This is a genomic window from Veillonella sp. Ser01, assembly GCF_053850375.1.
Genome location: NZ_JBSPUA010000001.1, coordinates 668,618 through 692,323, shown reverse-complemented (window position 1 = coordinate 692,323; position 23,706 = coordinate 668,618). Strand labels below are relative to the sequence as shown.

Genomic DNA, 23,706 nt, shown 5'->3' with positions numbered 1-23,706 from the left:
TATAAGTTTATGGAGCGAACTATAATGGTATGGCTAAATTCATCAGATTATATAAACCAAGATTATATGGAGCTAAGACTTAATGCTCCATTATATGAGAATATACGCTTAGACTTTAATCCACTCAAAATTTCTGATGTGTCTAGTCATGAACCAAGTTGGAAAGACTGGCACTGTTATAGAAAGCCATTACGTGTTTATAGTCCAGATTTTGATATCTTAGTTTCTTATTTTAATAAAGCGTATCCTATTATAGATGCATCGGATAATACTCAAAGAGATAGATTTGATATATGCTTTGATAATTGGATTAAGCAAGACGCCTGGATTAAAATAATTCATAATATTGAATTTGATCTTATAAACTATAGTAAAGTAGAGCAAGATTTTTTAAAGACATTTATTGATTGGATTAAGGAAGCACTTCAACATACATCTATTATAGTAGTTGAGGGAAATCTTTAAACTGGAAAGAGTATTCTAAAGTTGATGATACTAATAGTGGTACTTTCATGTATCTTGTAAATACAATTAGTAATTAAAATCAGGAGATATATATGTTTAAACCAGTTCGCAAGAAAATAAATGAAATAGACCATAGTGCTGCAGAAGCTTTATTACAATCTAATCGTCGTGGAATTATTGCTATGAATGGCGATAACGGCTACCCTTATGCTATTCCTATTAATTATTTTTACGATTGTGCAGGGCAGAAAATTTACTTTCATGGAGCTAAAGCGGGTCATAAAGTAGATGCATTGAAAACTTCAGATAAGGTATGTTTTACCGTATATGGTAATGAGTGTATTGATGAATCTGAATCCTGGGCACCGTATGTACAAAGTGTAGTTGTGTTTGGGCGGTGTCGTTTATTAGAGGCTGGTCCCGAATCTATAGAGCGATTAAAAGAATTTGCTATGAAGTATTATCCTGATGAATCGTTAGCTAATGAACAAATTGCTCGTAATGGGAGAGCAACACAGATGTTTGAAATTACCATTGAGCATATGAGTGGAAAGCAAGTACAAGAAAAATAATAGATTAGCCCTTCGCTTATGCGGAGGGCTTTTACTATACACTCATACCTATAAATGTAATATGATATAATGTAGTCGGTGATGCAGAAGTAGAAATGCCAAAACTCTATAAAGCAGGCGTTCGATCAGATGTTGCCGTATTCAATCCAATTCGCGCAGGCTGTAAAGAAGAAGTATTAACCTCTGCAGCGGGCATGGAACCAAAACGCATTGTCTACGTATCCTGTAACCCAGCCACCATGGCTCGAGACATTGAAATCCTTACACACTACGGCTATGAACTAAAAGAAGTACAACCAGTGGATATGTTTCCAATGACAGCGCATGTTGAGACGGTAGCACTTTTGTCCAAACTCGATGTCGATAAGCATATAGAAGTTGAAATTGAGCTGGATGAGCTTGATTTGACCAGTGCTGAAAGTAAGGCAACATATGCTCAAATCAAAGAATATGTTTGGAATAAATTTGAATTAAAAGTTCCGACATTATATATTGCACAGATAAAAAGGAAATGTGGAATAGAATTACGAGAACATTACAACAAGTCTAAAAAGGAGAAACAAATTATTCCACAGTGTACACCTGAAAAAGAAGAAGCTATCATGGATGCCTTGAGACACTTCAAAATGATTGAATAGAAAAGAATGACAGCATATGACTTTCTGCATTTATGACATTCCTACTTGGTATAGGAACAGCTATTATTCCTTTCTTGCAAGGTATCAATGAGAAAATAGGCTCAATATAAAGATTGATAGGATTATTTTTATATTTAAAGAAGCGTTGAAATGATTGATAAAAGCAATAAAAAATTTTGGGATAAATTTGCTAAGCTATATGCTCCTTTCATGAAAAAAGACAAAGGAGTATATGATAAAGTTTGCGAATACATTCGTCCTCATTTGAATAAAGACATGGAAGTACTTGAACTTGCTTGTGGCTCAGGACAATTATCGTTTAATCTTTTAAAGCATATGAAAAGTTGGATCGGTACAGACTTCTCCGAGCAAATGATTCAGGAAGCTAAAAAGCGTGGGGAATACGAAAATCTTACATTTGAAACAGCCGATGTAGTAGCATTATCCTATTCGCATGAAAAATTTGATTGTGTGTTAATTGCTAATGCACTTCATATTATGCCTAAACCGGATGAGGCGATGAAAGAAATATATAGGGTGTTAAAACCTAATGGGACTTTGTTCGCCCCCACTTTTCTATGGAAAGAGGGAAAGCAAAGAAAAATGATAAAAAGTTTGATGTCTATTTTAGGATTTAAGATGTATCAAGAATGGGAAAAAATTTTGAAGATTTTATTAAAGAATATGGATTTTCAGTAGTTGAATGGAATTGTGCAAGCATTTACGCAGGAAAAGTGCCGGATATTTTATCATAATGTTGAGGGCAATATTGGAAAAGGAGCTTGCGGAAAAGGATAACCAATTCCCGTTTGTTGGGCTGATTTTCAAAGGCGGATAAGGTGAACAAAAGATAATTCATCGTATTGATTGGAGAAAGCATATGGAATTAACAAAAGCAGAGATTAAATTACTAAGAAAAGCTTATAGCGTTATGGCTGACACGCACAACAAATATCACCCGGAGTCCGAAAAAGACATATCTGAGTTTGAAAACAAATTCGAACCAATTCCGTCAGAATATCGATATTTACTCAAGGAATTTGGTGGCTGCCATTTTGTTGATCCATGGATTTTCACTTTAGAGGAATTAGGTTGTGTATACCCTGCTTTTATTGCAAACTATAGCGACGACGAAGAAAGCAACATATCAAATGATACTGTTTTTCCTATAGGCGGTTTAGGTGATGGAAGTTTAGTTTGTATTTTAAAGGAAACAGACAAAATTGTTGTTTTGCCACATGATGTATATGTGACATCGGTTGATGATTTAGAAATTATTGCAGAAAGTTTTAAGGAGTTAGTTTTTGGTTTAGCGGAACAGGGTATTGAGCTTTACAACCAAATTAAATAGCCAATAATGGACATTCGTGAAGTTCTTATTGATATAATGTGTACTTGCTAACTTGAATTTGTTGAGGAGACGGTTGTATTAATGACAAGGGAATAGACCGAAGTCCTTAATTACGAATGCTTTATGCGATAGCGTTTCTGTAACAGCGAATCTTGGACATCAACAGCTAATGATAGTGAAGAAATCTTAGCTACTACACTTGATCATGAACTTATCGCAAAGTTTGCTAAAGAGTTTATGGAATTATATAATGGTATTTATTTTTAAGCAAAGAGAAATCAAAATTTATGGAGATAATTTCATTAGAAATTTAATGAAACTCTCGGTTTATTTGGAGAAAAGATGTATTGAATTCAGATAAGGTATGTTTTACCGTATATGGTAATAAGCGTATTGAAGAATCTGAATCCTGGGCTCCGTATGTACAAAGTGTAGTTGTGTTTGGACGGTGTCGTTTATTAGAGGCTGGCCCCGAATCTATAGAGCGATTAAAAGAATTTGCTATGAAGTATTATCCTGATGAAACTTTAGCTGATGAACAAATTGCTCGTAATGGGAGAGCAACACAAATGTTTGAAATTACCATTGAACATATGAGTGGAAAACAAGTACAAGAGAAATAATAGATTAGCCCTTCGCATAGGCGAAGGGCTTTTACTATACACTCATACTAGTAGATGTAATATAATTAAAATAAACAAGTTATAAGATATTTGAGGAGTATTAGTATGACATTGAAGCCTAGAGAAGTATGTGAAAAAGCGTGGCAAGATATAGCGAGTCATTTTCCAGATTTTAAGGTGACTGGCAAAGGACAGAAGTTAAAGAAAATCTCTAAAAATAAAGATCTTACATTTGAAATCTGTTTTCAGGCTAACAGAAATAATTATGCGTGTAGTGTAGAATTTGTTCCACATATTTTTATTTATTCAAAAGATATGAAGAAGGCAAATTATCATAATGGATTTGTTTATGGCGGAGAGCTTGGAAGCTTATTAAATAGAAAAGCTTGGCACTGGTGGCAATTAGCAGGAGCAAGCTATCAGTATACTGTAGATGAAGTTAGTAAATTACTTGAGGAACATATCATCCCGGTATTTGATGATTTTGAAGATACAGAAAGTAATATTGAAAAGCTTATAGATGGAGATATAATTGATCATAACTTACTGTATTATATTTATCACTTTGGTGGGAAAGCTAAGGCTCAGCAGTATTTTAATAAGATAATTGAAAAAGATAAGTTAAGAAGTAAATATATTGGCTTTTATAATCATTTGAAAGACTTGCCGAAGGAAAGTATCTTATTAGATGAAGGCGAGTTTTATGGAGCCGATATGATTAAATTTGCTTTTATCAATGGACTTGAAATAGACAAATAATAGTTAAGCCTTTCGCATAATAAGCGAAGGGCTTTTACTATACACTCATACTTATAAATGTAATATAATGTAATTAGTGATAATCATTTTAAAAATATAGTTCATGGGAGAGAGACATGATACAGATAAAAGACTTAGGTACGTTTGAATCTGTGCCTCACATCGTAACAGATATTGTAACAGGAAATATTAGGGCTTTAGAAAATGCATTAGCCAATGGTTGGGATATTAATATACCTATAGAAATTGGTGAGTATAGTGAGCATACACCTTTAGAATTAGCTCTTGTTATGTGTTGCTTGCCAAGTATTCAATGGTTAGTGGAGAATGGCGCTGATCTTAATGATGAAGAAAATCCAAGTTTCTTATTAGCTGTACGGTATGGTAATAAAGAGATTATTGACTATGTTGTGACTCATGGTGCTAATGTTCACGCCTTGAACCGTGTGAAAGTAGATGCCTTTCAAGCTGCCTTATATGGCAAGAAATATGAGAACCTACAAATCATTCATGACTTAGGTCATAGTGTGCAGAAATATGGCGGTAAAGCTTTCAGAAATATTATTACAGATAGAAATTATGAGGTTCTAGATTTCTTTATTCATAACGGTGTAGATATTAATTACAATAAGCCTGATTCTGTATATCCCTTTAAGCCAACCCCATTGTGTGTAGCAGCTCGTTATGTGGATTTACAGATGTGCAAATACTTGGTAGAACATGGTGCTGATGTGACTATCACGGAAAAGGATGGTATGCGCCCTTATAGCATTGCTATTGAAAAAGGCGATATAGAAATGGGCGAGTATTTTAAATCCTTAGAGCCTGCTGAGTTCCATGATATACAGAATAAATTGGATCAGTTAAAGCCATTTAAACTACCAAAAGCGTTAGTATCGTTTTTAGAGGGAGATACTCTCTATTTTGAATTGCCAGACTCTGATTTTATATCTATAGAGTTCTTCCCACTTATTGATACGATTCCGTTTAAATTAGGTCGCCGTAATCTATTGCGTTTATCTAAAGAACTAGGCGAGTATAATGAGTGGCAAATTGTATGGGACCCTAAAAGTAAAAAGATTTCTTGTTATGATATAGAACATCAAGAGTTACGAGAACTTTGTAAATTTGATGAATTTATGGCGGATATGTCAGGTCAATTAGAAACCTTATTTTAATGTATATCGTAAAGGAGAGGCAATATATATGACAGATACATTTGAGAAAACATATACGGATTGGTCCATTGATGTAGGAACTTATAAATATGAAGGTATTACACTGAATGAAGTTGAACAAAATCTGTATGCTATTGAGGATCAAGAGCAAGACTTTGTAGTTATTTCTCCATCAAAGGCAATCTCCATAGATAATAAACTATATAACTTTGTACAGGTTTGTAGTGATCAAGATACCGATTTATTACATATAGAGCTTAGTGTAACTAATGATGGTGATCGAGGCGCCATCATATACGGTAAAAATGAGCTGGGCCATCAAGAGGTATTACAGATTATAGAAGATTTTATTGCTCATCATAAGGTGCCAGCATTAGATAGTTGGAAAATTGTACTAGATTTAAGACCGAAGATGGAAAGCTATATAAAGGATTCTGAAAATGACTAATTATGTAATCTTTGATGATACGCACATTTTTTCCTTTACATTTTGGGATGATGAATTTAAAGATTTGCACTACTTTGCTGTAGATGGATGATATATTCTTAATGATTTAGCTATTTTGACTTATATGCGGAGACTACTATGCTATATACACCGAATAACCGTTTGTATAAGTATATTCGCTATCGATTTAGACGGATTCAGATAGAATGTAATATGGTATACGATGTAACACCAGAGGAAGAAGATGAGATTTGCCGTGATCTTTTAAAAAAGAGAGCGAAGATATTGATTCCTGTTGGCATAGTATATGGTTTGATATTTGCCCTTACTTTCACTTGGCTATTAGGCACAAGTGAGGAATTGAACCCATTAATGCAATGGGAAGTAAGAGTTATTGACTATGTTATACCATTTTTAAATACCATTGATTTTAAGTGGTATGCGTATTCACTGAATTTATTGTGGGCAGCCCTTATATTGGCCCCTGTCGGGATTATTAACGTATCTCCTTATATCATTTTTTCCTATATTATAGATACCATTTTAATACGGCGAGAGGTGAAAGCTTTAATAAAAAAATATTCTATTGATGACATAAAATGTGGTTAAATTATATCTATTTGGCTAGGAGAGAGTATCATGAGTAATCTAAAAGATTTCAATTGGACTGGATTTTGGAAAGACACCGATTATGCATTTGAGTCCTATATAGGTAAACCTGTTATGGATGAGGATATTAAGAATGCTGAAGCTGAACTAGGTTATACATTGCCTACAGCATATATAGAGCTACTTAAAAACCATAATGGTGGTGTAGTAAATAAGAATTGTTTTATTAACGATGATGACGATTGTGTATATATAACAGGAATATATGGCATCGATAGAGATAAAAAATACTCTCTTTTAGGTGAGATGGGTAATGAATTTTGGATTTCAAAAGTAAAATATCCCCCTATCGGTATCGTTGTAGCCGATACAATTTCCGGCGGTCACGACATGATTTTCCTCGATTATCGTGAGTGCGGTCCAACCGGTGAACCTAAGGTAGTTCGTGTAGACCAAGAGGGTGATTACTCAATTACTCTGTTAGCAGATAACTTTGGTGACTTTATTAAGAACTTATATTTCAGTATAGAAGAGATTACAGATGAAGAGTTTCAATCTTTAAGTGATGTGGAAAAGGTTAAGCTCCTTAATGAACAAGAGGGTATCGATTTCAAGCGTGCGATGGAGTTATTAACTAACATAGGCATTGATAATTTGTCGCCTACATTGTTAAGCGCCTTAGGACGTATGTATAACAATACTGGCCGCGCAGCAGAGGCTATTGATTTATTTGAACGTATCGATGAGGCACATCGCGATTGGTCTTGGTATTATCGTTGTGGCTATGCTCATGGGATGCTAGGGTATGGTAAAAGCTATGAATCTGAACATGTACAGAAGGCATTACAATTAATAGAAACAGGCATAAAAATGACGAAAGAAGCCCATTTAGATAAACAGCTTGTTTGGTGCTGTGAAGTGGTAAAATATCACCTATTTAAAATTAAGCCAAAAGAGTACAAGGTGGATTATCCTTTGGTATATGAAACTATTAAGAATGTCTTTGATAAGAAAAATAGCAAAGATACTATAGACGATAAAGTTACTACGGAAGGTAAAGTTACTGGAGATATTAATGAATGCGAAGAAGATAAGTATCCTACATATGATGTAGTACATTGGGTATTTAATAAGCAAACATATAGCAGAGAAGAGTTTTCTAAAGAATACAATAAAGAAGTAGAGAAATATGTAGATGATGAAGCAGACGACGATAGATTAGAAGAACCGGAAATTCTAGTAACCTATGAAGCTTGGATTGAAAGTGTAGACCAACTCTTTGATAATGAACGTGTATCCGATGAAGAACTACTTGAAGACGATAAAGAAGATGGTATGTGGCAAGTAGAAATCATGGCTCATCTCGTAGCGGATAATGGTACATATTTTACAAGAGAAGAGTTGCTCTTTAAATTGCATAATCTAATGGCTAATAAAGAGCTGGGTGATCACGTATTCTTTGAAGGTATTGAATACGAAGGCCATGAATGTGAAGGTTATGGGCTTATAGATAACGAAGATGGTATACCTGTATTCTATATATGCTGTGGTAGCTAATTAATAGAGAAATAATAGATCAGCCCTTCGCTTATGCGAAGGGCTTTTACTATATACTTAGAAAGTATATACTTTTGTGCTTTGGGCTACGTTATTTTATATAGCCTTCGTGTAAAATATTGAGAAAGAATTTTAGTATTTTTGAAATCAAAGCATTGTAAAGAGAGAGAGGATGCCTATGATAGAAAATGAACTCATATATGATGAGAAATATTGTGAATATAGACTTCTTTGTGAAGGTATAGAATTCTGTTGGGATGAGAAACCATCGGGTGATTATTTAGATACTGTAAAAGTCTTGGCAAAAAATTATCATAAAAATATTGATAAAATTGCAGCTTTCATGCTTGAAGACATTCAAGAAATGTATGATGAATCCATTACTATAGATGATGTGAAAGAACGGATAGGTGTCCCTAAGATTGAACCAGAGCTAGGTACTGTAACCTATTGTGAACAAACCTTTGATTATACTCATATATTTTGCTTTGAATTTTGGGACGACGAGTTTGAAGATTTAAATTACTTTGCTATTGATGGCTGATATATTGTCATAAAAATGGCAAAAGAGCTACTTTAGATACATAGATTAGTTTAGTGATGTGAAGTAGTAGAGTATGTATTAACCTCTATTAGTTCAAAGGATTACAAGGAGGATTATCTTATGATTTTTAATGCCATAAAAAAAATGTTTAACAAGGATGAGAATACTGAGCAGATTGAATATCTCGGTACTGATAAAGATGGTAATAAAATATATGAAGGTTACTATCATGAGTTTAAGGGCATTCCTTGGGTTTTTAATAAAACTACCTATACTAGAGAAGAGTTCGATAAGGAGTTTTATGAATGTCTAGAAGAGCATAATGTTAACCCTGATACATTACCGCCATTAGTAGAGCCTGAAATTCTTGTAAGCTATGAAGCTTGGATTGAAAGTAAAAGTCAGCTTCACCCTAATGAGTACTTATACGAAGACGATGAATTAGAAGAATACGATAAAGAAGACGGCATGTGGCAAGTAGAAATCTATGCTCGCTTCAAAGCAGATAATGGCCAGTATTTTACTACTGAAGAGATTCTTTTCAAGATACATAACGCATTGGCTAATAAAGAGCTCGGTGATCATGTATTCTTTGAAAATCTAGCCTATGATGATCACGAATTCGACGCTGACGACGCCGATGATGTCGACGATAATGATGAAGGTACTCCTGTATTTGTTGTATGGCTTGGTAGCTAGTAAATAGTAAATAGCTGTTTTGGTTATAGACTATTTTGTTATAAACTATTATTTTAAAATCTGTAACTTATTGTTTTGTGTTGTTTGTTATTATTATGATAAGATGAGTTCATATACATATTAATGATATGAGGGGACGTGTATTGTATGTCTATGAGTGTTGAACAATTTTTATCTTTATCTGATGCTGAACAGTTACAAACGATTAAAGACCTTAATGATATCGGTCAAGAGGACATTATTATCGATGTATTGACGGGGGTTGGCATCGATAACTTATCTGCGCCTTTATTAGGTGAGCTTGGTAGAGCGTATAACAATAACGATAAACCGGAAGAAGCTATTAAAGTATTTAAGGCTATAGACAAAATACATAGAGATGCAGTATGGTATTATCGCTGTGCGTACTCCTATGGTTCTATGGTTTCTTCTAATCGTGAGGCTTATACATCAGAGAACATGCAACAGATGTTAGCTTTAGTAGATAATGGTGTACAATTAGCTACTAAGGAAGGTCGGAATGATATAAGAGAATACTGCTTTGAAGTCATGGACATGTGCCGTCTACAAATGGATTTTGAAACGTGTGAGGTTGACTATCCTGATTTATGCTTAAACTATAGCAAGTATATAGCAGAAAAAAAGAAGAAAAGAGAAGGAGTACCTCGTCAACGAACGATTACTGTAGAAGAAATTTTAGCTACCGATGATATGTGGACTATAAATGAGCCTGCCTATTGGACTATCAATATTTATGGTTCCTATGATGACTATTTAGACTCTGCAAAAGGCTTCACTATTGAGCAGCGATATCTTAACGCTATATGTTGGTATTTTGCTGAGGTTAATAATGGTGGGCATCATCAGTTCTTCTATAACTCTACAGGTATTGTATGGGAAGATGCTCTTGCAGGGTTACGCCTCTTCAAGATGGATATACTAGCAGATAATTTACAATCAGTAATCGATTACTTTGGCGGTTCTGTTCCATTTGATAGAGAAGAACGATGGACCATTTTAAAAGATTGGGACGATGAAATATTTGATTTCCTCGATAAAAAAGACGATGTAGTCTATGAATATGAAGGCATCTTTGAAGATGTATTTGTACATGAACATCCTGAATTATTTGTATTTGATGGAACCTATACAGTCTCAGAATAAGATTGGTGTATAATTAACACATATATAGTTGCTTTCACTATGATGTTTACTTTCACCAAATTATATTAGAGGTATTACATGTTAGATAAACAAGGCGTATATGATTGCCTACGTGACCATCATATCGATTTTGAAATTACGGATCACGCACCGTTATTTAGTATGGATGATAAGCCCAATGTAGAGTTGCCATATCCTGAGTGGGATGCAAAGAATTTATTCATTCGAGACCATAAACGTGAACATTATTATTTGATTACTGTTCGTGGTTCTAAGCGTGTAGATCTAAAACAGTTCCGTAAGGATCATAAGCTTAAAAAGATTTCCTTTGGTTCCGAAGAAGAGCTATGGGATATTTTAAAGATTAAACCAGGTCACGTATCTCCATTCTGCTTGCTCCACGATGAAGAGCATAAGGTTCATTATTATATTGATGCGGATTATAAAGATAATCTAATTGGTATACATCCAAATCAAAATGATGCTACCGTATGGCTACAAGGAAAAGACTTAGTTAAATTAATTGAAGAACATGGTACAATAGTAGAATATATTACATTGTAATTTAGTCGAACTGGAGTATGTATGAATAGAAAATTATTAAAACGTATTCTTGTAACCTCTGCGATTGCTGTATTAGGTGTTAGTACATCCTTTGCAGCGCTTGTTATGGAACGTGATGAAGGGTTAGATACAGCACCTAGTGTAGGCATGTATCGATATCAAGTGCCTACAGAGTTACAGGGCATATATAATAGTGCAAGCGTTGCCAATCTAACAGCATCTATGGAAAAAGAGCCTAATACATTATCTATGAATGTAGCCCATGTAAAAGGTAATCCATCCGAGTCTTATGTAGTAGAGATTTATAAAGATTTAGCTGCCATTGAAACACATCGCAAATCTAATCATTATCAAGCCTTTGTTAATGAAGTAGGTGCTAAATTAACAAACCGTAAAATGTACGACGTACAGTCTGTACTATTGTATGAGAAAAAAGATGCTTTATCTATGGTCAATGATGGTAAAGCTGTAGTGACATTAACAGAGTTTACTGTTAATAGTAATGATATCGACACAGTACAACGTCAATACCAACTCGATATTGAACGGGCCGTACGGGATGATGCGGGTTATAAGGCCGGTTATGTGCTTCGTGAAAGAAATGCAAAAAATCATTGGTATGTGATTCAAATTTATAGTAATCAAGAAGCTTTAACAAAACATTTGAATAGTCCTGGCTATCGCTTCATGATGAGCCAAATACAAGGTAGTCTACAAAATGTTACCACAAAGGTTTTAGATGGGGATGTTCTCGTCAACCATGGGGGGCAAGCATTTGTAAGACCTTAAAACTAAATAAGATATAATTCCAGTAAAGTTACTGCTAGCATATACAAATGTGCTAGCAGTTTTTTGTTATATAATAAGTGAAAGTATAGTTTATACTAAAAGGAGTTACATATGACACAGCAAGAACGGTTACGCTATTTACTTGAAGGCTTAGTAGCAGAATACAAAGAGAGGAATAACGAACATTTAGAAATTCCTGTGAGCGAAGAAGAGCAATTTACTCTCTTTAGATCTTTATGTAATATTCGTCCTGCAGGTGGTATGTCTCTTGAATGGATGAAGATAGAGTCTGAATATTTAAATATATTGGCCCATGAAAAGGGAATCGTAACCATTAATGATATGGAAGAGCGAGAGCCTCAGATTTATTTGTGGCAAGGAGATATTACTCGATTATCTGTAGATGCCATTGTAAATGCAGCCAATAATAAATTGCTCGGATGTTTTGCTCCAAATCACAAGTGTATCGATAATGAAATCCATACCTTTGCTGGTATAGAGCTTCGTATGGAATGTGCTAGAATGACTGAGTATATGGAGATGCCTGAAAAAACGGGTGCGGCTCGTATGACCTATGGGTATAATTTGCCGGCAAAGCATGTAATTCATACGGTAGGTCCTATTATTTATGAAGGTGTGACAGATAAGGAAAGAATTGAATTAGCTTCTTGCTATCAATCCTGTTTAAAGTTAGCTAATGCTTATAACTTACGCTCCATTGCATTCTGTTGTATTTCTACTGGTGAATTTAGATTCCCTAATGAAGAAGCAGCACAGATTGCCATAGATACGGTACGAACATATTTAAAAGAAACAAATAGTAAAATACAAGTGGTATTTAATGTATTTAAGGATATAGATTATGATATCTACAACAAATTATTGGGATAAATAATATACTCCTTTTGAAATTCATAAAAATACTGTATCATTTAATAATGACATACAAAAGGTTATGAATGATTTGTTAGTTTAAGAAGGAGATAATGTACTATGAATTATAAATACACCTATGAAAGCCCATTAGGAACTATGATTATGCTTGGTACATTATCATACTTAACAGATTTGTTTTTTATTGATGAAGATTATGCACCAAGTTATGATGATGCGGAGTATATAGAGCAACTAACAGGTCCATTTGAAGTAACCATTATGTGGCTAGACCAATACTTTAATGGTAAAAAGCCTTTTATTGCACCACCGATTCAGTTAGAGGGGACAGAGTTCCGTAAGTCTGTATGGTCTATATTACAAACCATACCTTATGGTGAAACTACAACATATGGAGATATAGGTAAAGAGATTGCAAAACAGCAAGGAACAGATACGATGTCTGCCCAAGCAGTAGGAGGTGCTGTAGGTCATAATCCTATTTCGATCATTATTCCTTGTCATCGTGTTATCGGTAGTAATGGTAAATTGACAGGCTATGCAGGGGGCATTGAACGAAAGAAATATATGCTAGACCTAGAGGCGAAGCATAAATAATGTAGTAGTTAATATAAACTATAGATAATAACAAACAAATTAATAACAAAGTAAAAATAAGAAAAGAGATTACTCTTATGTATAGTTAGATATATATAGGTAATCTCTTTTTTGTGGCTATTTATATTTAATTGTAAAGTAAATAGATAAGGTAATAATTAGAATATGAGCAAAATACAGAACTTTAATAAAGTATCTATTTTAAATAAATTTGTTTTCTAAGGTTCCGATACCGCTTATTGAAACACTAACTGTATCCCCTGGTTTTAACCAAGAGTATTTGCTTTCATTTTTACCTAATACCACACCACTAGGTGTACCTGTAAATATGATGTCACCTTCCTGGAGTGTCATATAAGACGATAAAAAGGTAATAATGTCATAAGGTTTAAAAATCATTTGTTCTAGTTTGGCTTGTTGACGTACTTCGCCATTTACAGTGGTCGTAATAGTGGCGCTTTCAAAATCAAATGCATGTGGAGGAATAATAGTAGGGCCAATAGGGGCAAAATTATCTAACGATTTACCGAGTATCCATTGGGAGCCTCTAAATTGTAATGTACGCGCAGATACGTCGTTGCCAACGGTATATCCTAAGATATGATCCATAGCTTTTTCTCGAGGAATATTTTTACCAGATTTTCCGATGATGAGTACCAGTTCACCTTCGTAATCATAATGGAAGGATTCGTCTTCAATAGTAATCGTATCGTGATTACCTGCTAGGGCATTAGAAGTTTTCATAAAGATTTCTGGAAAATCATGAGTAGCAAGACTAGTTTCTGCAATATGATCTGCATAATTTAAACCAATACAAATGATACTTTTCGAATTGGAAATTAGGGTACGGTTAGTAGATTCTTTCATGAGAGATACCTCCTTAAGAGATGGGACATATATATCTTAAGCTAATTATAATATAAATAGGTATGTAAAGAATATTGTTGACGGAATAATTATATAGAGGCATTTTTGTCACATCCTATTTGTTATATTAAAAAAAAGTAATAAAAGGGGGATATCCTATGTACATGCATAGAAATATGACAGATGAATTTATAGGTTCCGTAGCGTCCTGTAACATTATAAGTACAGGTAGTTGGTATGGTGATTTACCAGATGGCGTTCCAAAGGAAGTGAAGTTAAATCGTAAAGATTATTATATTGAAGAGATACAACATATTTCTATTAAGGATACCGTTAAGGTTGTATATAGTATCAAATGGGAGAATATAATAGAAGCCGATGAGGGGAAGATAGACTCTGTTGCTACTGAGGAGTACTCAATTAGTGAATCTGATAGAAATTATATTTTAAACCTTATAGGCTCTAGATTTTCTGATTGTGTATTTTTTCAAGAGGATAAAGCTGATTGTAATGTTAGTGTCAAGCTAATGAACAATGATAATCAAGAGTTTATCTATGAGTTTTCTTTTGCTAATGAAATGACGGCTTTGTCTATATTGATACGTCAAATAATAGGTGCTAATAGATTGCTCTTATTTGATGGCCATCGTGAAATAGACAAGATTCAACAAATTCATATTGAAGTGCGTAAAAATATATATGAAGAATATGGGGATGTTAACAGTTTAAGCTTTGATTGGAATACATCTTCTATCTCTATTGACGGTAAGAGTCACCAATTTAAACACTCTAGTAATAGTCAAAGTGAGTATGTAGATGGAAAAATGATTCATCAGTTGCAAAAAGATATTAACTTTCACATAGGGGATACATTATATGATTTGGATATCTTTACTCTTGGTGAAAGTAATCAGTTTGATAAATGTCCCGCACGTGGGGGCATTGTAACAGTTAGGATTAAATGGACTCATAAAGAGGATACTCATTATATAGGAAATTTAACTGATCGATATATACCATCGTGGTATAAAAGTTTGATTGGTTTTATGAGTGTTTATATAGACGATAGATTATTGCAAGAATTTTTACCATCCACTAAAGAGTCAGACAAAAAAATCTATACCTATTGTTCTGTTTATATTTTTAAGTTTGATAAAGAATTTTACTATCGGACGGATAGAAATGATGTTCGAGAAGGAGATCTTGTAAAAGTACCTTTTGGCTCAAATAATGAGGTCCGTAGTGGTCGCGTCGAATCAGTTACATATCATACTTGTTCAAATGTACCTTATGATTTATATCGAACTAAGTTTATTATCGATAAAGATACAGACTTCTTATGTGATTAATAATCATAAACTCTATAGAATATGTTGAAATAACTTGCTCATAGTGTTAAGATTATAAGTATATTAATAAGCATGGAGGTTATTGTTATGAGCAAGAATATCGATTGGGATAATCTCGGTTTTGGTTATGTAGAAACCGACTACCGTTATTTAACTACATATAAAGATGGTAAATGGGACGAAGGCGGATTAATTACTGATGCTAACGTTGTTCTTAATGAATGTGCTGGTGTATTCCAATACGCTCAAACTGTCTTTGAAGGTTTGAAAGCATACTACACTAAAGATGGTCACATCGTATGCTTCCGTCCAGATTTGAATGCAGTTCGTTTGAATCAATCTTGTGAACGCCTTGTAATGCCTACATTACCTGAAGGTCGTTTCCTTGAAGCTGTAAAAGAAGTTGTAAAAGCAAACAAAGACTTTGTTCCTCCTTATGGTCATGGTGCAAGCCTTTATATTCGTCCATACATGATGGGTACAAACTCCGTTATCGGTGTAAAACCTGCAGATGAATATCAATTCCGTGTATTTACTACACCAGTAGGCCCTTACTTCAAAGGTGGCGCTAAACCAATCAAAATTCGTATCACTGATTTTGATCGTGCAGCTCCTCATGGTACTGGTCATATTAAAGCTGGTTTGAATTATGCTATGAGTTTGTATGCTATCACTGATGCTCATAACAAAGGTTATGCAGAAAACATGTACCTTGATGCGGCTACTCGTACACATGTAGAAGAAACTGGTGGTGCGAACTTTATCTTCATCACTAAAGATGGTAAATTAGTAACGCCTAAATCCGATAGTATTTTGCCATCCATTACACGTCGTTCTTTGATGTATGTAGCAGAACATTACCTTGGTATGACTGTAGAGCATCGCCCTGTTCATAAAGATGAATTAAAAGACTTTGCTGAAATGGGTCTTTGTGGTACAGCAGCTGTTATTTCTCCAGTAGGTCAAATCGATACTCCAGAAGGCACGATTAATGTACCGGCTGGTATGGATGATATGGGTCCTATCACTAAAAAATTATATGATACATTACTTGGCATTCAACATGGTGAAATTGAAGCTCCTGAAGGCTGGGTAGTTAAAATTTGCTAATCTTTTAATAGATTAATCTAGTAGATTATATAATTTAACATGTAAATAGAAATGGCATCTATCGTTGGATAGATGCCATTTTTTGTCTTATTTTATTATGTTAAATTAAAAATTAGGGTATTGTACAATTAGTTATAGACTAATTAGTAAAACTTGTTATTAGTTAGATTTTGCACGACTTACTACTTTAGCCATAAATTTTTCGTTATTAATAACAAATCGTTCATGAGTTCCACGACCAATGATACCAACGCCGTCAGATGCTTCAATATCAAAGGTTATTTTACGTCCTTCTACAGCACTAACTGTAGCTTTAGCAGTTACTATTGCACCAAGTGGAGTAGGGGCCTCATGAGTAATGGATAGAGCGATACCTACAGTGCCTTCGCCATCTTCTAAATATGGTTGTACTGCTGCTTGTGCTGCTTCTTCCATTAATGCACACATAGCTGGTGTGGCAAAGACCTCTAAAGAACCGGATTTCATTGTTTTAGCAATATTAGATTCTGTAACTGTTACAGTCGCTGTAGCTGTTTGACCTGCTGATACCATAATATACCTTCTTTCATTAAGAATATTCTCGTTATAATAGTATTATACATCTTTCGATAATTTTTATGCTAATGCTATTATACATATTTTATAGATACTACCAGTTAAAAGTAATTATTTTTAACTGGTAGTATCTATAAAACTAGCCTATATAACTTATAATCCTAATATTTTTAACTGGTAGTAATTAGATAAATAGAATGTTTAGGTTCTTACGTATAACAGTTCTATAGAATCCGTGATATAATGGAACTAGTTTTTTATAAAACGAGGTATATATGAGTACAAAAAAATTAAAGCCTTCTGGTGAAGGTTGGGTACAGTTAATAGCAGGCATTGGTTTTGTCATTCTATTAATTGCCATCAATATAGTAGATCCTACATTTTATCCTACCATGTGGCATTTAGCTACAAGTGGATCCATGGATGAAATAGCAGAGTATATTCAAGGCTTTGGCCCAATGGCCATGGTTGTCAGTATGCTCCTTGATATTTTTGTTAATGCTGTTGGTTTTCTACCATCTATCTTTATATCTACCGCAAACGGTCTCGTATTCGGCATGTGGCCAGGCATAATTATTTCTTGGCTTGCAGAAACGATTGGCGTGGTCATTAGCTTTTATATTATGCGTTACTTTTTACGTGATACAGCAGATAAGCTTATTGCTAAGAGTACAGTATTGATGAAAGTAGATGATTTTTCCGGTAAAAATGGTTTTGTGGTCATGTTATTTGCCAGATCCTTACCATATTTTCCATCTGGTGTGATCACAGCACTTGGTGCCATTAGTAAAATCAAACCGAGAGACTATATCTTAGCGAATTTAATCGGTAAATTCCCATCTACAGCGCTTGAAGTAGCTATCGGTACAGATATCGTAAATTTCCAAGAGAATATGGGGCGATTAGGAATCATCGTAGTTGTTGCAGGTATTGTATATTTCATTCTTTGGAAAGTATATAAGAACTACATCAATAAGAAAAATGCTGAGCAAGAGCACGATCCTAATGCTTAACAATCTCTAATTAAATCTTATTCAATTTAGTATATATGAAAGAGGCGATAGTATGAGCTTTTCTCTTCCTGAACGGGTAACCCTAAAAGGTCCTAATTTTATTCGTGAAGTTTTTGAACGTGGTGTAGGCGTAGAAGGTTTTATCAGCTTTGGTATCGGTAATCCGGCGCCAGAAGCGATTCCTGTAGAAGTTATTGAAAAGGCTTTTGACGAAGTGGTTCACTCCAATCCTATGAGTCTTTTACAATATGGTCCTATGCAAGGTGATGCACGTCTAGCAGAGCTTACATTGGAACGTTTAGTAAAAACACATAAGATGAACCCAGAAGGTCAAGGCCTAATTATCTCTAATGGGGCTGGTCAATTGTTAGGTCTTGTACCGATTACTGTATTAGAACCAGGCGATGAAGTGTACATGGATGAGTTTACTTTCACTAGTGCTATTAATTCCGTTCGAAACATGGGTGGTAAAGCATTAGGTATTAAAACAGATGAGCACGGCATGATTCCAAGCGAATTAGAAAAAGCGGCTCAATCTGGTAAAGGTAAATATATTTATCTCATTCCTAACTTCCAAAACCCAACAGGTATTACAATGCCGTTGGAACGCCGTAAAGAAATTTACGCCATTGCGTCTAAATATGATTTGTTTATCTATGAAGATGATCCATACGGTGAGATTCGCTTTGCTGGCGAGTACATTCCAACATTTAAATCCTTTGATACAGAAAATCGTGTTCTCTATGCAGGTTCGTATTCAAAGACATTATCTGCTGGTTTGCGTGTAGGTTTCTTATTTGGCCCAGCTAAAGTTATTGAAGCTATTCAAGCATTAAAAAATAATACAGCAGGGCAAATGCCATTAGTTACGCAAAAAGTGGCAGCTAAAGTGCTCGATACAATCGATTACGACGCACATTTAGAAAATGTACGTAAAGTTTATAAAACAAAATGTGATGCCTTGTTAAATGCTTTTAACAAGTATGCAAGCTCTAAGGTTAAGTTAACACAGCCTACTGGTGGTATGTTCGCATGGATGACGATGCCTGAGGATGTAAATTGTGATGAATTCTTCGAAGCATGTATGGACAGAAATATAGGGATTATTAAGTGTGGTGCCTTTGCAGCTGATGGAGCAGGAGAAGGTCATGCATTCCGTTTGAGCTATACAGTACCAACAGTAGAAGAAATTACAAAAGGCATGGAAATTCTTGGAGCTTTAACTAAAGAATTCTGTGGTGAGTAATATATTGATAAAGTTTGATATGACATGATACAATGTAACAGTAGATACATTGTATTTACCATATAAACAAAAGGTTTTACATATAGATGTGAGGTAGTTCCTCAAAGAAAGTAGGTGTTTACTATGGGTTGCGGTAGCAGCAGTGATTGTGGCGGATGCCCATCTCAATCCTCTGGTTGCGGTGGCGGCGCTCCTCAACAACCTCAAGATCTTACAGCTCAATTACATGAGCTTAGTTCTGTTAAACATGTAATCGGCGTAGTATCTGGTAAAGGTGGCGTAGGTAAATCCTCCGTTACAAGCTTGATGGCCATTACTATGGCGCGTAAAGGTTACAAAGTAGGTATCCTCGATGCGGATATTACAGGTCCTTCAATTCCTAAGATGTTCGGCATCAAGGAAAAAGCATATGCTGACGAAATTGGCATGTATCCTGTAAAATCTAAAGGCGGTATTGACGTTATGTCTGTTAACCTTCTTTTAGAAAACGATACAGATCCAGTTTTATGGCGTGGTCCTATTTTAGGCAATGTTGTAAAACAATTTTATACAGATGTAATTTGGAAAGACATCGATTATTTATTCGTTGATATGCCACCAGGAACAGGTGACGTAGCGATTACAGTTTACCAATCCTTGAAATTGGATGGTATTATCATCGTTACATCTCCTCAAGACTTGGTATCCATGATTGTTGAAAAAGCAGTAAAAATGGCTGATTTAATGCAAGTGCCTATTATTGGTGTAGTGGAAAACTACTCTTACTTCCATTGCCCAGATAACGGTAAGGATTACCAAATCTTTGGTGAAAGCCACATTGAAGAAATCCTTCAAAAATACGGTCTATTATTGTTAAACCGTTTACCAATTGATCCAACAATTGCAAATCTATGCGACCAAGGTGATATTGAGTCTATCGAAAAAACAAATTTAGAGAACGTATCTCTACCAGAGTAGGATTTATATGATGATGAAAGCTGTGCATACCTAGTGATGCACAGCTTTTTCTGATTTCTTTTTATGTTGTAATATATTATATTATGATAAGAGGATGTAAATATATTTTTGTTTTTTCCTATGTAGGAGGTATGTGTATGAAAAAACTATTAAACTGGATTATTCCAGCGGCCTTCGGGTTAGGCCTTTGGTTTATTCCAACGCCAGAGGGGCTAACTCCTCAATCTTGGCATTTATTCGCCATCTTTGTAGCTACAATCGTAGGCTTTATTACTCAGCCATTACCAATTGGTGGCGTATCTATCGTTGTAATTACTGTGGCAGCTTTGACTGGTACTTTGAAAATCGGTGAGGCTATCTCTGGTTTTGCTAACTCTGCTATTTGGTTAATCGTAGGTGCGTTCTTATTCTCTCGTGGCTTTATCAAAACTGGTTTGGGGAAACGTATTGCGTATAATTTGATTGCTGCTTTTGGTAGTAGCTCCTTACGTTTGGCTTATGCATTAGCATTATCTGATTTAATTTTGGCTCCAGCAACTCCATCTAATACAGCTCGTGTAGGTGGTGTTATCATGCCAATTACTACAAGCTTGGCAAAAGCGTTCGGTTCTGAACCTCAAGATGGTCCTCGTAAAATTGGTTCCTTCTTGATGCAATCTATTTATCAAGTTAATACAATTACATCTGCTATGTTCCAAACATCCATGGCTGGTAACACATTGGTTGCAGCATTGGCGCTTCAATCTTTTGGTATTGGTATCACATGGGGTGATTGGGCTATGGCTGCCATCGTGCCAGGTATTATTGCATTGATCATTATGCCGTACTTTATTTACAAAGTATATCCACCTGAAATTACAGATGCTCGCGAAGCACAACAAATGATTAAAGAAGAGTTAAAAGGCCTTGGTAAAATGTCCTTCCAAGAATGGGTTATGCTAGGCGTATTTGTTTTAGCTTTAGTATTATGGGCTACTTCTCAGTTCACTAAAATTGATGCTACAACTGTTGCATTCTTAGGCATTTCCATTTTGCTTGCTACAAGCGTTCTTGTTTGGGACGATGTTAAAAGTGAAAAAGGTGCTTGGGATACATTAGTTTGGATGGGTACATTAATGGGCTTTGCCGGTTTCTTGTCCAAATTGGGCTTCATCAAATGGGCAACAGTACTTGTAGGCGGTTATATTCCAGAAGGATCATGGATTATTGCCTTCGTTATAGCTGTACTTATTAATACATATTCCCACTATGTATTTGCATCTTTAACTGCACATATTTCTGCAATGTTCGTAGCATTTTCTGCAATTGCTATCTCTGCAGGTGCACCACCAATGTTGACATTGTTGATGATTGCATTCACATCTAACTTGTGTATGTCTTTGACTCACTATGCAGCAGGTCCATCTCCTGTAATCTTCAATACTGGTTATGTTCCTCAAAATACATGGTGGAAATTAGGTTTCTTCGCATCCGTAATCAACTTAATTATCTTTATGGGCCTTGGTTCCGTATGGATGAAATTGATTGGTATGTGGTAAGACTAGATACTCAGAATTTTATATACTTGTAATACATTAAAAACTATGTATGTCATAGTTTGATTATAGTGTGGTTACAAAATATACGGAAAGCCGTCCCACTTGGGGCGGCTTTTTTGTGATAAAATAAGAGCAGTTAATATATTATTAATGTATATGTTGTAAAATTATACGTAAATGAACTATTCATTGTGAATATACGAATAGCATCATTATTTTACATAGGAGGAATCTATGAAATTTGATAATGAACAGTTATTGAAATATATTGGTGCTTGTACATCTCCGTATCATACAGTAGATACAAGTTTACAAATGTTATTGGACTCAGGTTTTACAGAACTTAATTTAGATGATGAGTGGCAATTAGACTCTGGTTCTTATGTAGTTAATGTGTTTGGTACTACTTTGTTTGCCTTTCATATAGGAAAGAAACCAGAACCTACATTACGTATTGCTTCAGCGCATACGGACTTTCCTGCAATTCGGGTTAAACCAAATCCTATTACATCAGTAAAAGGTTATACCAAGTTAAATGTGGAAATGTACGGTGGTCTCATTGAAAATACATGGCTTGATCGTCCTTTAGGGGCTGCGGGTACAGTCGTATTAAAAGGTGATAATGCTTTTGATGTAGACTCTGTATTGGTTGATACAAAACGTCCTATTGCAATCGTTCCAAACTTAGCTATACATATGAACCGTTCCGTTAATGATGGTGTTAAATTGAATCGCCAAAAGGAAATGCTTCCTATATTGATGATGGATCGTAAGGATAAGGAGAATTCTCGCACATCTTTAAATGATAGCAACAATCCAAGTCTATTCCCAGAGTCTAATATTCAATACGATGAATGGACTACGTTCTTGGCTGATGAAGTCAACTGTGATCCATCTGAAATTTTATCTTATGAAATGACATTATACCCAACAGAACAAGGCTGTGTATTAGGGACTGAAGGCGATTTTATAAGTGCGCCTCGTTTAGATAATTTAACATCTTGCTTTGGTGTACTTTCAGGAATTATTCAGGCTCGTAAGGCTAATGCTGATGGTGTACGTTGTGCTATTCTCTTTGATAATGAAGAAGTAGGGAGTCGTACTAAACAGGGCGGAGCAGGTATGCTTTTACCAAACCTTATTAAACGAGTATATGATGCATTAGGATATTCTAATCAAGAGATGGATAGTTTCATTTCAAAAGGATTTATGATTTCCTCCGATGTAGCACATGGTTTACATCCAAACTATCCTGAAAAAAATGATATCACTAATATTCCTACACTTAATAAAGGGGTGGCTCTTAAAATAGCATGTAGCCAATCCTATGCAGGTGATGCAAGAGCAATTGCTATAGTTAAGGGACTTTGTGAAGAAGCAGGTGCAGAGTATCAAATTTATGTAAATCGTTCTGATATACCTGGTGGATCTACAGTTGGGTCTATTTCATCTGCTATGTTACCGATTAGAACAATGGATGTGGGCTTACCATTATTAGCGATGCATTCTGCACGGGAATTAATGGGTGCAAATGATCAAGAACAACTCAATCGATTAATGAATCATTTCTTAGGTGATTAATAACGTAGAATATAGAATTAGTTCGATGTGCATCGATAA

At 34.9% G+C, this 23,706-nt stretch carries 26 protein-coding genes and 1 pseudogene; 25 read left to right on the top strand and 2 right to left on the bottom strand.

The genetic code is table 11. The features are described 5' to 3' along the window. Positions 1-24 precede the first annotated feature (24 nt). The 18 genes and pseudogenes from ACWTVK_RS03305 (at position 25) to ACWTVK_RS03220 (ending at position 13,451) form a co-directional block, all read left to right on the top strand. Positions 25-465, top strand: a complete 441-nt coding sequence (locus ACWTVK_RS03305; protein WP_456045924.1) for a BdrN protein — start codon at positions 25-27, stop codon at positions 463-465. A gap of 92 nt (positions 466-557) precedes the next feature. Next, positions 558-1,037 (top strand): pyridoxamine 5'-phosphate oxidase family protein, encoded by a 480-nt coding sequence (locus tag ACWTVK_RS03300; RefSeq protein WP_308522567.1) that lies wholly within the window; start codon positions 558-560, stop codon positions 1,035-1,037. 71 nt (positions 1,038-1,108) lie between these two features. Next, a pseudogene (locus tag ACWTVK_RS03295) lies at positions 1,109-1,675 on the top strand (23S rRNA (uracil(1939)-C(5))-methyltransferase RlmD); the annotation flags it as partial. Between the two features lie 150 nt (positions 1,676-1,825). Further along, positions 1,826-2,374, top strand: coding sequence for a methyltransferase domain-containing protein (locus tag ACWTVK_RS03290; RefSeq protein WP_456045923.1), 549 nt, complete (start codon positions 1,826-1,828; stop codon positions 2,372-2,374). Between the two features lie 181 nt (positions 2,375-2,555). Continuing rightward, positions 2,556-3,026: an SMI1/KNR4 family protein gene (locus ACWTVK_RS03285; RefSeq protein WP_456045922.1), complete on the top strand. Its 471-nt coding sequence runs from the start codon at positions 2,556-2,558 to the stop codon at positions 3,024-3,026. A 347-nt stretch (positions 3,027-3,373) separates the two neighbouring features. Further along, positions 3,374-3,649, top strand: a complete 276-nt coding sequence (locus ACWTVK_RS03280; RefSeq protein ID WP_456045921.1) for a pyridoxamine 5'-phosphate oxidase family protein — start codon at positions 3,374-3,376, stop codon at positions 3,647-3,649. Between the two features lie 105 nt (positions 3,650-3,754). Next, positions 3,755-4,408, top strand: coding sequence for a DUF4304 domain-containing protein (locus ACWTVK_RS03275; protein WP_456045920.1), 654 nt, complete (start codon positions 3,755-3,757; stop codon positions 4,406-4,408). A 116-nt stretch (positions 4,409-4,524) separates the two neighbouring features. Continuing rightward, the gene (locus ACWTVK_RS03270) at positions 4,525-5,586 is read left to right on the top strand and encodes an ankyrin repeat domain-containing protein (RefSeq protein WP_456045919.1); all 1,062 of its coding nucleotides are present in this window, start codon (positions 4,525-4,527) and stop codon (positions 5,584-5,586) included. Positions 5,587-5,614: 28 nt separating this feature from the next. Next, complete coding sequence (locus ACWTVK_RS03265) at positions 5,615-6,034, top strand: bacteriocin (protein ID WP_456045918.1); 420 nt, start codon at positions 5,615-5,617, stop codon at positions 6,032-6,034. Between the two features lie 138 nt (positions 6,035-6,172). Beyond that, positions 6,173-6,643, top strand: a complete 471-nt coding sequence (locus ACWTVK_RS03260) for a glycosyl transferase family 4 (RefSeq protein WP_456045917.1) — start codon at positions 6,173-6,175, stop codon at positions 6,641-6,643. Positions 6,644-6,673: 30 nt separating this feature from the next. After that, complete coding sequence (locus ACWTVK_RS03255; RefSeq protein ID WP_456045916.1) at positions 6,674-8,200, top strand: SMI1/KNR4 family protein; 1,527 nt, start codon at positions 6,674-6,676, stop codon at positions 8,198-8,200. 178 nt (positions 8,201-8,378) lie between these two features. After that, entirely contained in the window at positions 8,379-8,744 is a 366-nt protein-coding gene (locus ACWTVK_RS03250) for a hypothetical protein (RefSeq protein ID WP_233188263.1), read from the top strand. A gap of 120 nt (positions 8,745-8,864) precedes the next feature. Next, a complete protein-coding gene (locus ACWTVK_RS03245; protein WP_456045915.1) occupies positions 8,865-9,443 on the top strand; it encodes a hypothetical protein in 579 nt (192 codons plus the stop codon). A 147-nt stretch (positions 9,444-9,590) separates the two neighbouring features. Beyond that, positions 9,591-10,607, top strand: a complete 1,017-nt coding sequence (locus ACWTVK_RS03240; protein ID WP_456045914.1) for a DMP19 family protein — start codon at positions 9,591-9,593, stop codon at positions 10,605-10,607. A 78-nt stretch (positions 10,608-10,685) separates the two neighbouring features. Further along, entirely contained in the window at positions 10,686-11,171 is a 486-nt protein-coding gene (locus ACWTVK_RS03235) for a prolyl-tRNA synthetase associated domain-containing protein (RefSeq protein WP_456045913.1), read from the top strand. A gap of 21 nt (positions 11,172-11,192) precedes the next feature. After that, positions 11,193-11,960 (top strand): putative quinol monooxygenase, encoded by a 768-nt coding sequence (locus tag ACWTVK_RS03230; RefSeq protein WP_456045912.1) that lies wholly within the window; start codon positions 11,193-11,195, stop codon positions 11,958-11,960. A gap of 111 nt (positions 11,961-12,071) precedes the next feature. Beyond that, positions 12,072-12,851, top strand: a complete 780-nt coding sequence (locus tag ACWTVK_RS03225; RefSeq protein ID WP_456045911.1) for a protein-ADP-ribose hydrolase — start codon at positions 12,072-12,074, stop codon at positions 12,849-12,851. Between the two features lie 102 nt (positions 12,852-12,953). After that, positions 12,954-13,451 (top strand): methylated-DNA--[protein]-cysteine S-methyltransferase, encoded by a 498-nt coding sequence (locus ACWTVK_RS03220; RefSeq protein ID WP_456045910.1) that lies wholly within the window; start codon positions 12,954-12,956, stop codon positions 13,449-13,451. Positions 13,452-13,652: 201 nt separating this feature from the next. Here the strand turns inward: ACWTVK_RS03220 and ACWTVK_RS03215 are convergent, their stop codons facing one another. Next, entirely contained in the window at positions 13,653-14,318 is a 666-nt protein-coding gene (locus ACWTVK_RS03215; protein ID WP_456045909.1) for a fumarylacetoacetate hydrolase family protein, read from the bottom strand. Between the two features lie 158 nt (positions 14,319-14,476). On the opposite strand from ACWTVK_RS03215, the gene ACWTVK_RS03210 reads away from it, so the two are divergent. Beyond that, entirely contained in the window at positions 14,477-15,667 is a 1,191-nt protein-coding gene (locus ACWTVK_RS03210; RefSeq protein WP_456045908.1) for a hypothetical protein, read from the top strand. A gap of 87 nt (positions 15,668-15,754) precedes the next feature. Then, the gene (locus ACWTVK_RS03205) at positions 15,755-16,777 is read left to right on the top strand and encodes a branched-chain amino acid aminotransferase (RefSeq protein ID WP_456045907.1); all 1,023 of its coding nucleotides are present in this window, start codon (positions 15,755-15,757) and stop codon (positions 16,775-16,777) included. Positions 16,778-16,936: 159 nt separating this feature from the next. Here ACWTVK_RS03205 and ACWTVK_RS03200 read toward each other — a convergent pair whose 3' ends face one another. After that, complete coding sequence (locus ACWTVK_RS03200) at positions 16,937-17,329, bottom strand: thioesterase family protein (protein WP_456045906.1); 393 nt, start codon at positions 17,327-17,329, stop codon at positions 16,937-16,939. Positions 17,330-17,607: 278 nt separating this feature from the next. Here ACWTVK_RS03200 and ACWTVK_RS03195 point away from each other — a divergent pair, with 278 nt between their 5' ends. The 5 genes from ACWTVK_RS03195 to ACWTVK_RS03175 all read left to right on the top strand — a co-directional run bounded on the left by ACWTVK_RS03195 (position 17,608) and on the right by ACWTVK_RS03175 (position 23,667). After that, positions 17,608-18,345 carry a TVP38/TMEM64 family protein gene (locus ACWTVK_RS03195; RefSeq protein WP_005386912.1) on the top strand — a complete coding sequence of 246 codons (738 nt, stop codon included), beginning with the start codon at positions 17,608-17,610 and terminating at the stop codon, positions 18,343-18,345. 52 nt (positions 18,346-18,397) lie between these two features. Then, complete coding sequence (locus ACWTVK_RS03190; protein WP_456045905.1) at positions 18,398-19,591, top strand: aminotransferase-like domain-containing protein; 1,194 nt, start codon at positions 18,398-18,400, stop codon at positions 19,589-19,591. 123 nt (positions 19,592-19,714) lie between these two features. Then, the gene (locus ACWTVK_RS03185) at positions 19,715-20,548 is read left to right on the top strand and encodes an Mrp/NBP35 family ATP-binding protein (RefSeq protein ID WP_009350926.1); all 834 of its coding nucleotides are present in this window, start codon (positions 19,715-19,717) and stop codon (positions 20,546-20,548) included. 137 nt (positions 20,549-20,685) lie between these two features. Continuing rightward, entirely contained in the window at positions 20,686-22,086 is a 1,401-nt protein-coding gene (locus ACWTVK_RS03180) for an anion permease (protein ID WP_456045904.1), read from the top strand. 234 nt (positions 22,087-22,320) lie between these two features. After that, a complete protein-coding gene (locus ACWTVK_RS03175) occupies positions 22,321-23,667 on the top strand; it encodes a M18 family aminopeptidase (RefSeq protein ID WP_456045903.1) in 1,347 nt (448 codons plus the stop codon). The last annotated feature ends 39 nt before the right edge of the window (positions 23,668-23,706 follow it).

Coding starts and splice junctions, on each gene's coding strand:
- ACWTVK_RS03240 (WP_456045914.1), top strand. CDS start 9,591: ATGTCTATGAGTGTTGAACAATTTTTATCTTTATCTGATGCTGAACAG.
- ACWTVK_RS03265 (WP_456045918.1), top strand. CDS start 5,615: ATGACAGATACATTTGAGAAAACATATACGGATTGGTCCATTGATGTA.
- ACWTVK_RS03285 (WP_456045922.1), top strand. CDS start 2,556: ATGGAATTAACAAAAGCAGAGATTAAATTACTAAGAAAAGCTTATAGC.
- ACWTVK_RS03255 (WP_456045916.1), top strand. CDS start 6,674: ATGAGTAATCTAAAAGATTTCAATTGGACTGGATTTTGGAAAGACACC.
- ACWTVK_RS03175 (WP_456045903.1), top strand. CDS start 22,321: ATGAAATTTGATAATGAACAGTTATTGAAATATATTGGTGCTTGTACA.
- ACWTVK_RS03195 (WP_005386912.1), top strand. CDS start 17,608: ATGAGTACAAAAAAATTAAAGCCTTCTGGTGAAGGTTGGGTACAGTTA.
- ACWTVK_RS03235 (WP_456045913.1), top strand. CDS start 10,686: ATGTTAGATAAACAAGGCGTATATGATTGCCTACGTGACCATCATATC.
- ACWTVK_RS03290 (WP_456045923.1), top strand. CDS start 1,826: ATGATTGATAAAAGCAATAAAAAATTTTGGGATAAATTTGCTAAGCTA.
- ACWTVK_RS03300 (WP_308522567.1), top strand. CDS start 558: ATGTTTAAACCAGTTCGCAAGAAAATAAATGAAATAGACCATAGTGCT.
- ACWTVK_RS03305 (WP_456045924.1), top strand. CDS start 25: ATGGTATGGCTAAATTCATCAGATTATATAAACCAAGATTATATGGAG.
- ACWTVK_RS03200 (WP_456045906.1), bottom strand. CDS start 17,329: ATGGTATCAGCAGGTCAAACAGCTACAGCGACTGTAACAGTTACAGAA.
- ACWTVK_RS03250 (WP_233188263.1), top strand. CDS start 8,379: ATGATAGAAAATGAACTCATATATGATGAGAAATATTGTGAATATAGA.
- ACWTVK_RS03245 (WP_456045915.1), top strand. CDS start 8,865: ATGATTTTTAATGCCATAAAAAAAATGTTTAACAAGGATGAGAATACT.
- ACWTVK_RS03215 (WP_456045909.1), bottom strand. CDS start 14,318: ATGAAAGAATCTACTAACCGTACCCTAATTTCCAATTCGAAAAGTATC.
- ACWTVK_RS03205 (WP_456045907.1), top strand. CDS start 15,755: ATGAGCAAGAATATCGATTGGGATAATCTCGGTTTTGGTTATGTAGAA.
- ACWTVK_RS03230 (WP_456045912.1), top strand. CDS start 11,193: ATGAATAGAAAATTATTAAAACGTATTCTTGTAACCTCTGCGATTGCT.
- ACWTVK_RS03180 (WP_456045904.1), top strand. CDS start 20,686: ATGAAAAAACTATTAAACTGGATTATTCCAGCGGCCTTCGGGTTAGGC.
- ACWTVK_RS03270 (WP_456045919.1), top strand. CDS start 4,525: ATGATACAGATAAAAGACTTAGGTACGTTTGAATCTGTGCCTCACATC.
- ACWTVK_RS03210 (WP_456045908.1), top strand. CDS start 14,477: ATGTACATGCATAGAAATATGACAGATGAATTTATAGGTTCCGTAGCG.
- ACWTVK_RS03185 (WP_009350926.1), top strand. CDS start 19,715: ATGGGTTGCGGTAGCAGCAGTGATTGTGGCGGATGCCCATCTCAATCC.
- ACWTVK_RS03220 (WP_456045910.1), top strand. CDS start 12,954: ATGAATTATAAATACACCTATGAAAGCCCATTAGGAACTATGATTATG.
- ACWTVK_RS03190 (WP_456045905.1), top strand. CDS start 18,398: ATGAGCTTTTCTCTTCCTGAACGGGTAACCCTAAAAGGTCCTAATTTT.
- ACWTVK_RS03275 (WP_456045920.1), top strand. CDS start 3,755: ATGACATTGAAGCCTAGAGAAGTATGTGAAAAAGCGTGGCAAGATATA.
- ACWTVK_RS03260 (WP_456045917.1), top strand. CDS start 6,173: ATGCTATATACACCGAATAACCGTTTGTATAAGTATATTCGCTATCGA.
- ACWTVK_RS03225 (WP_456045911.1), top strand. CDS start 12,072: ATGACACAGCAAGAACGGTTACGCTATTTACTTGAAGGCTTAGTAGCA.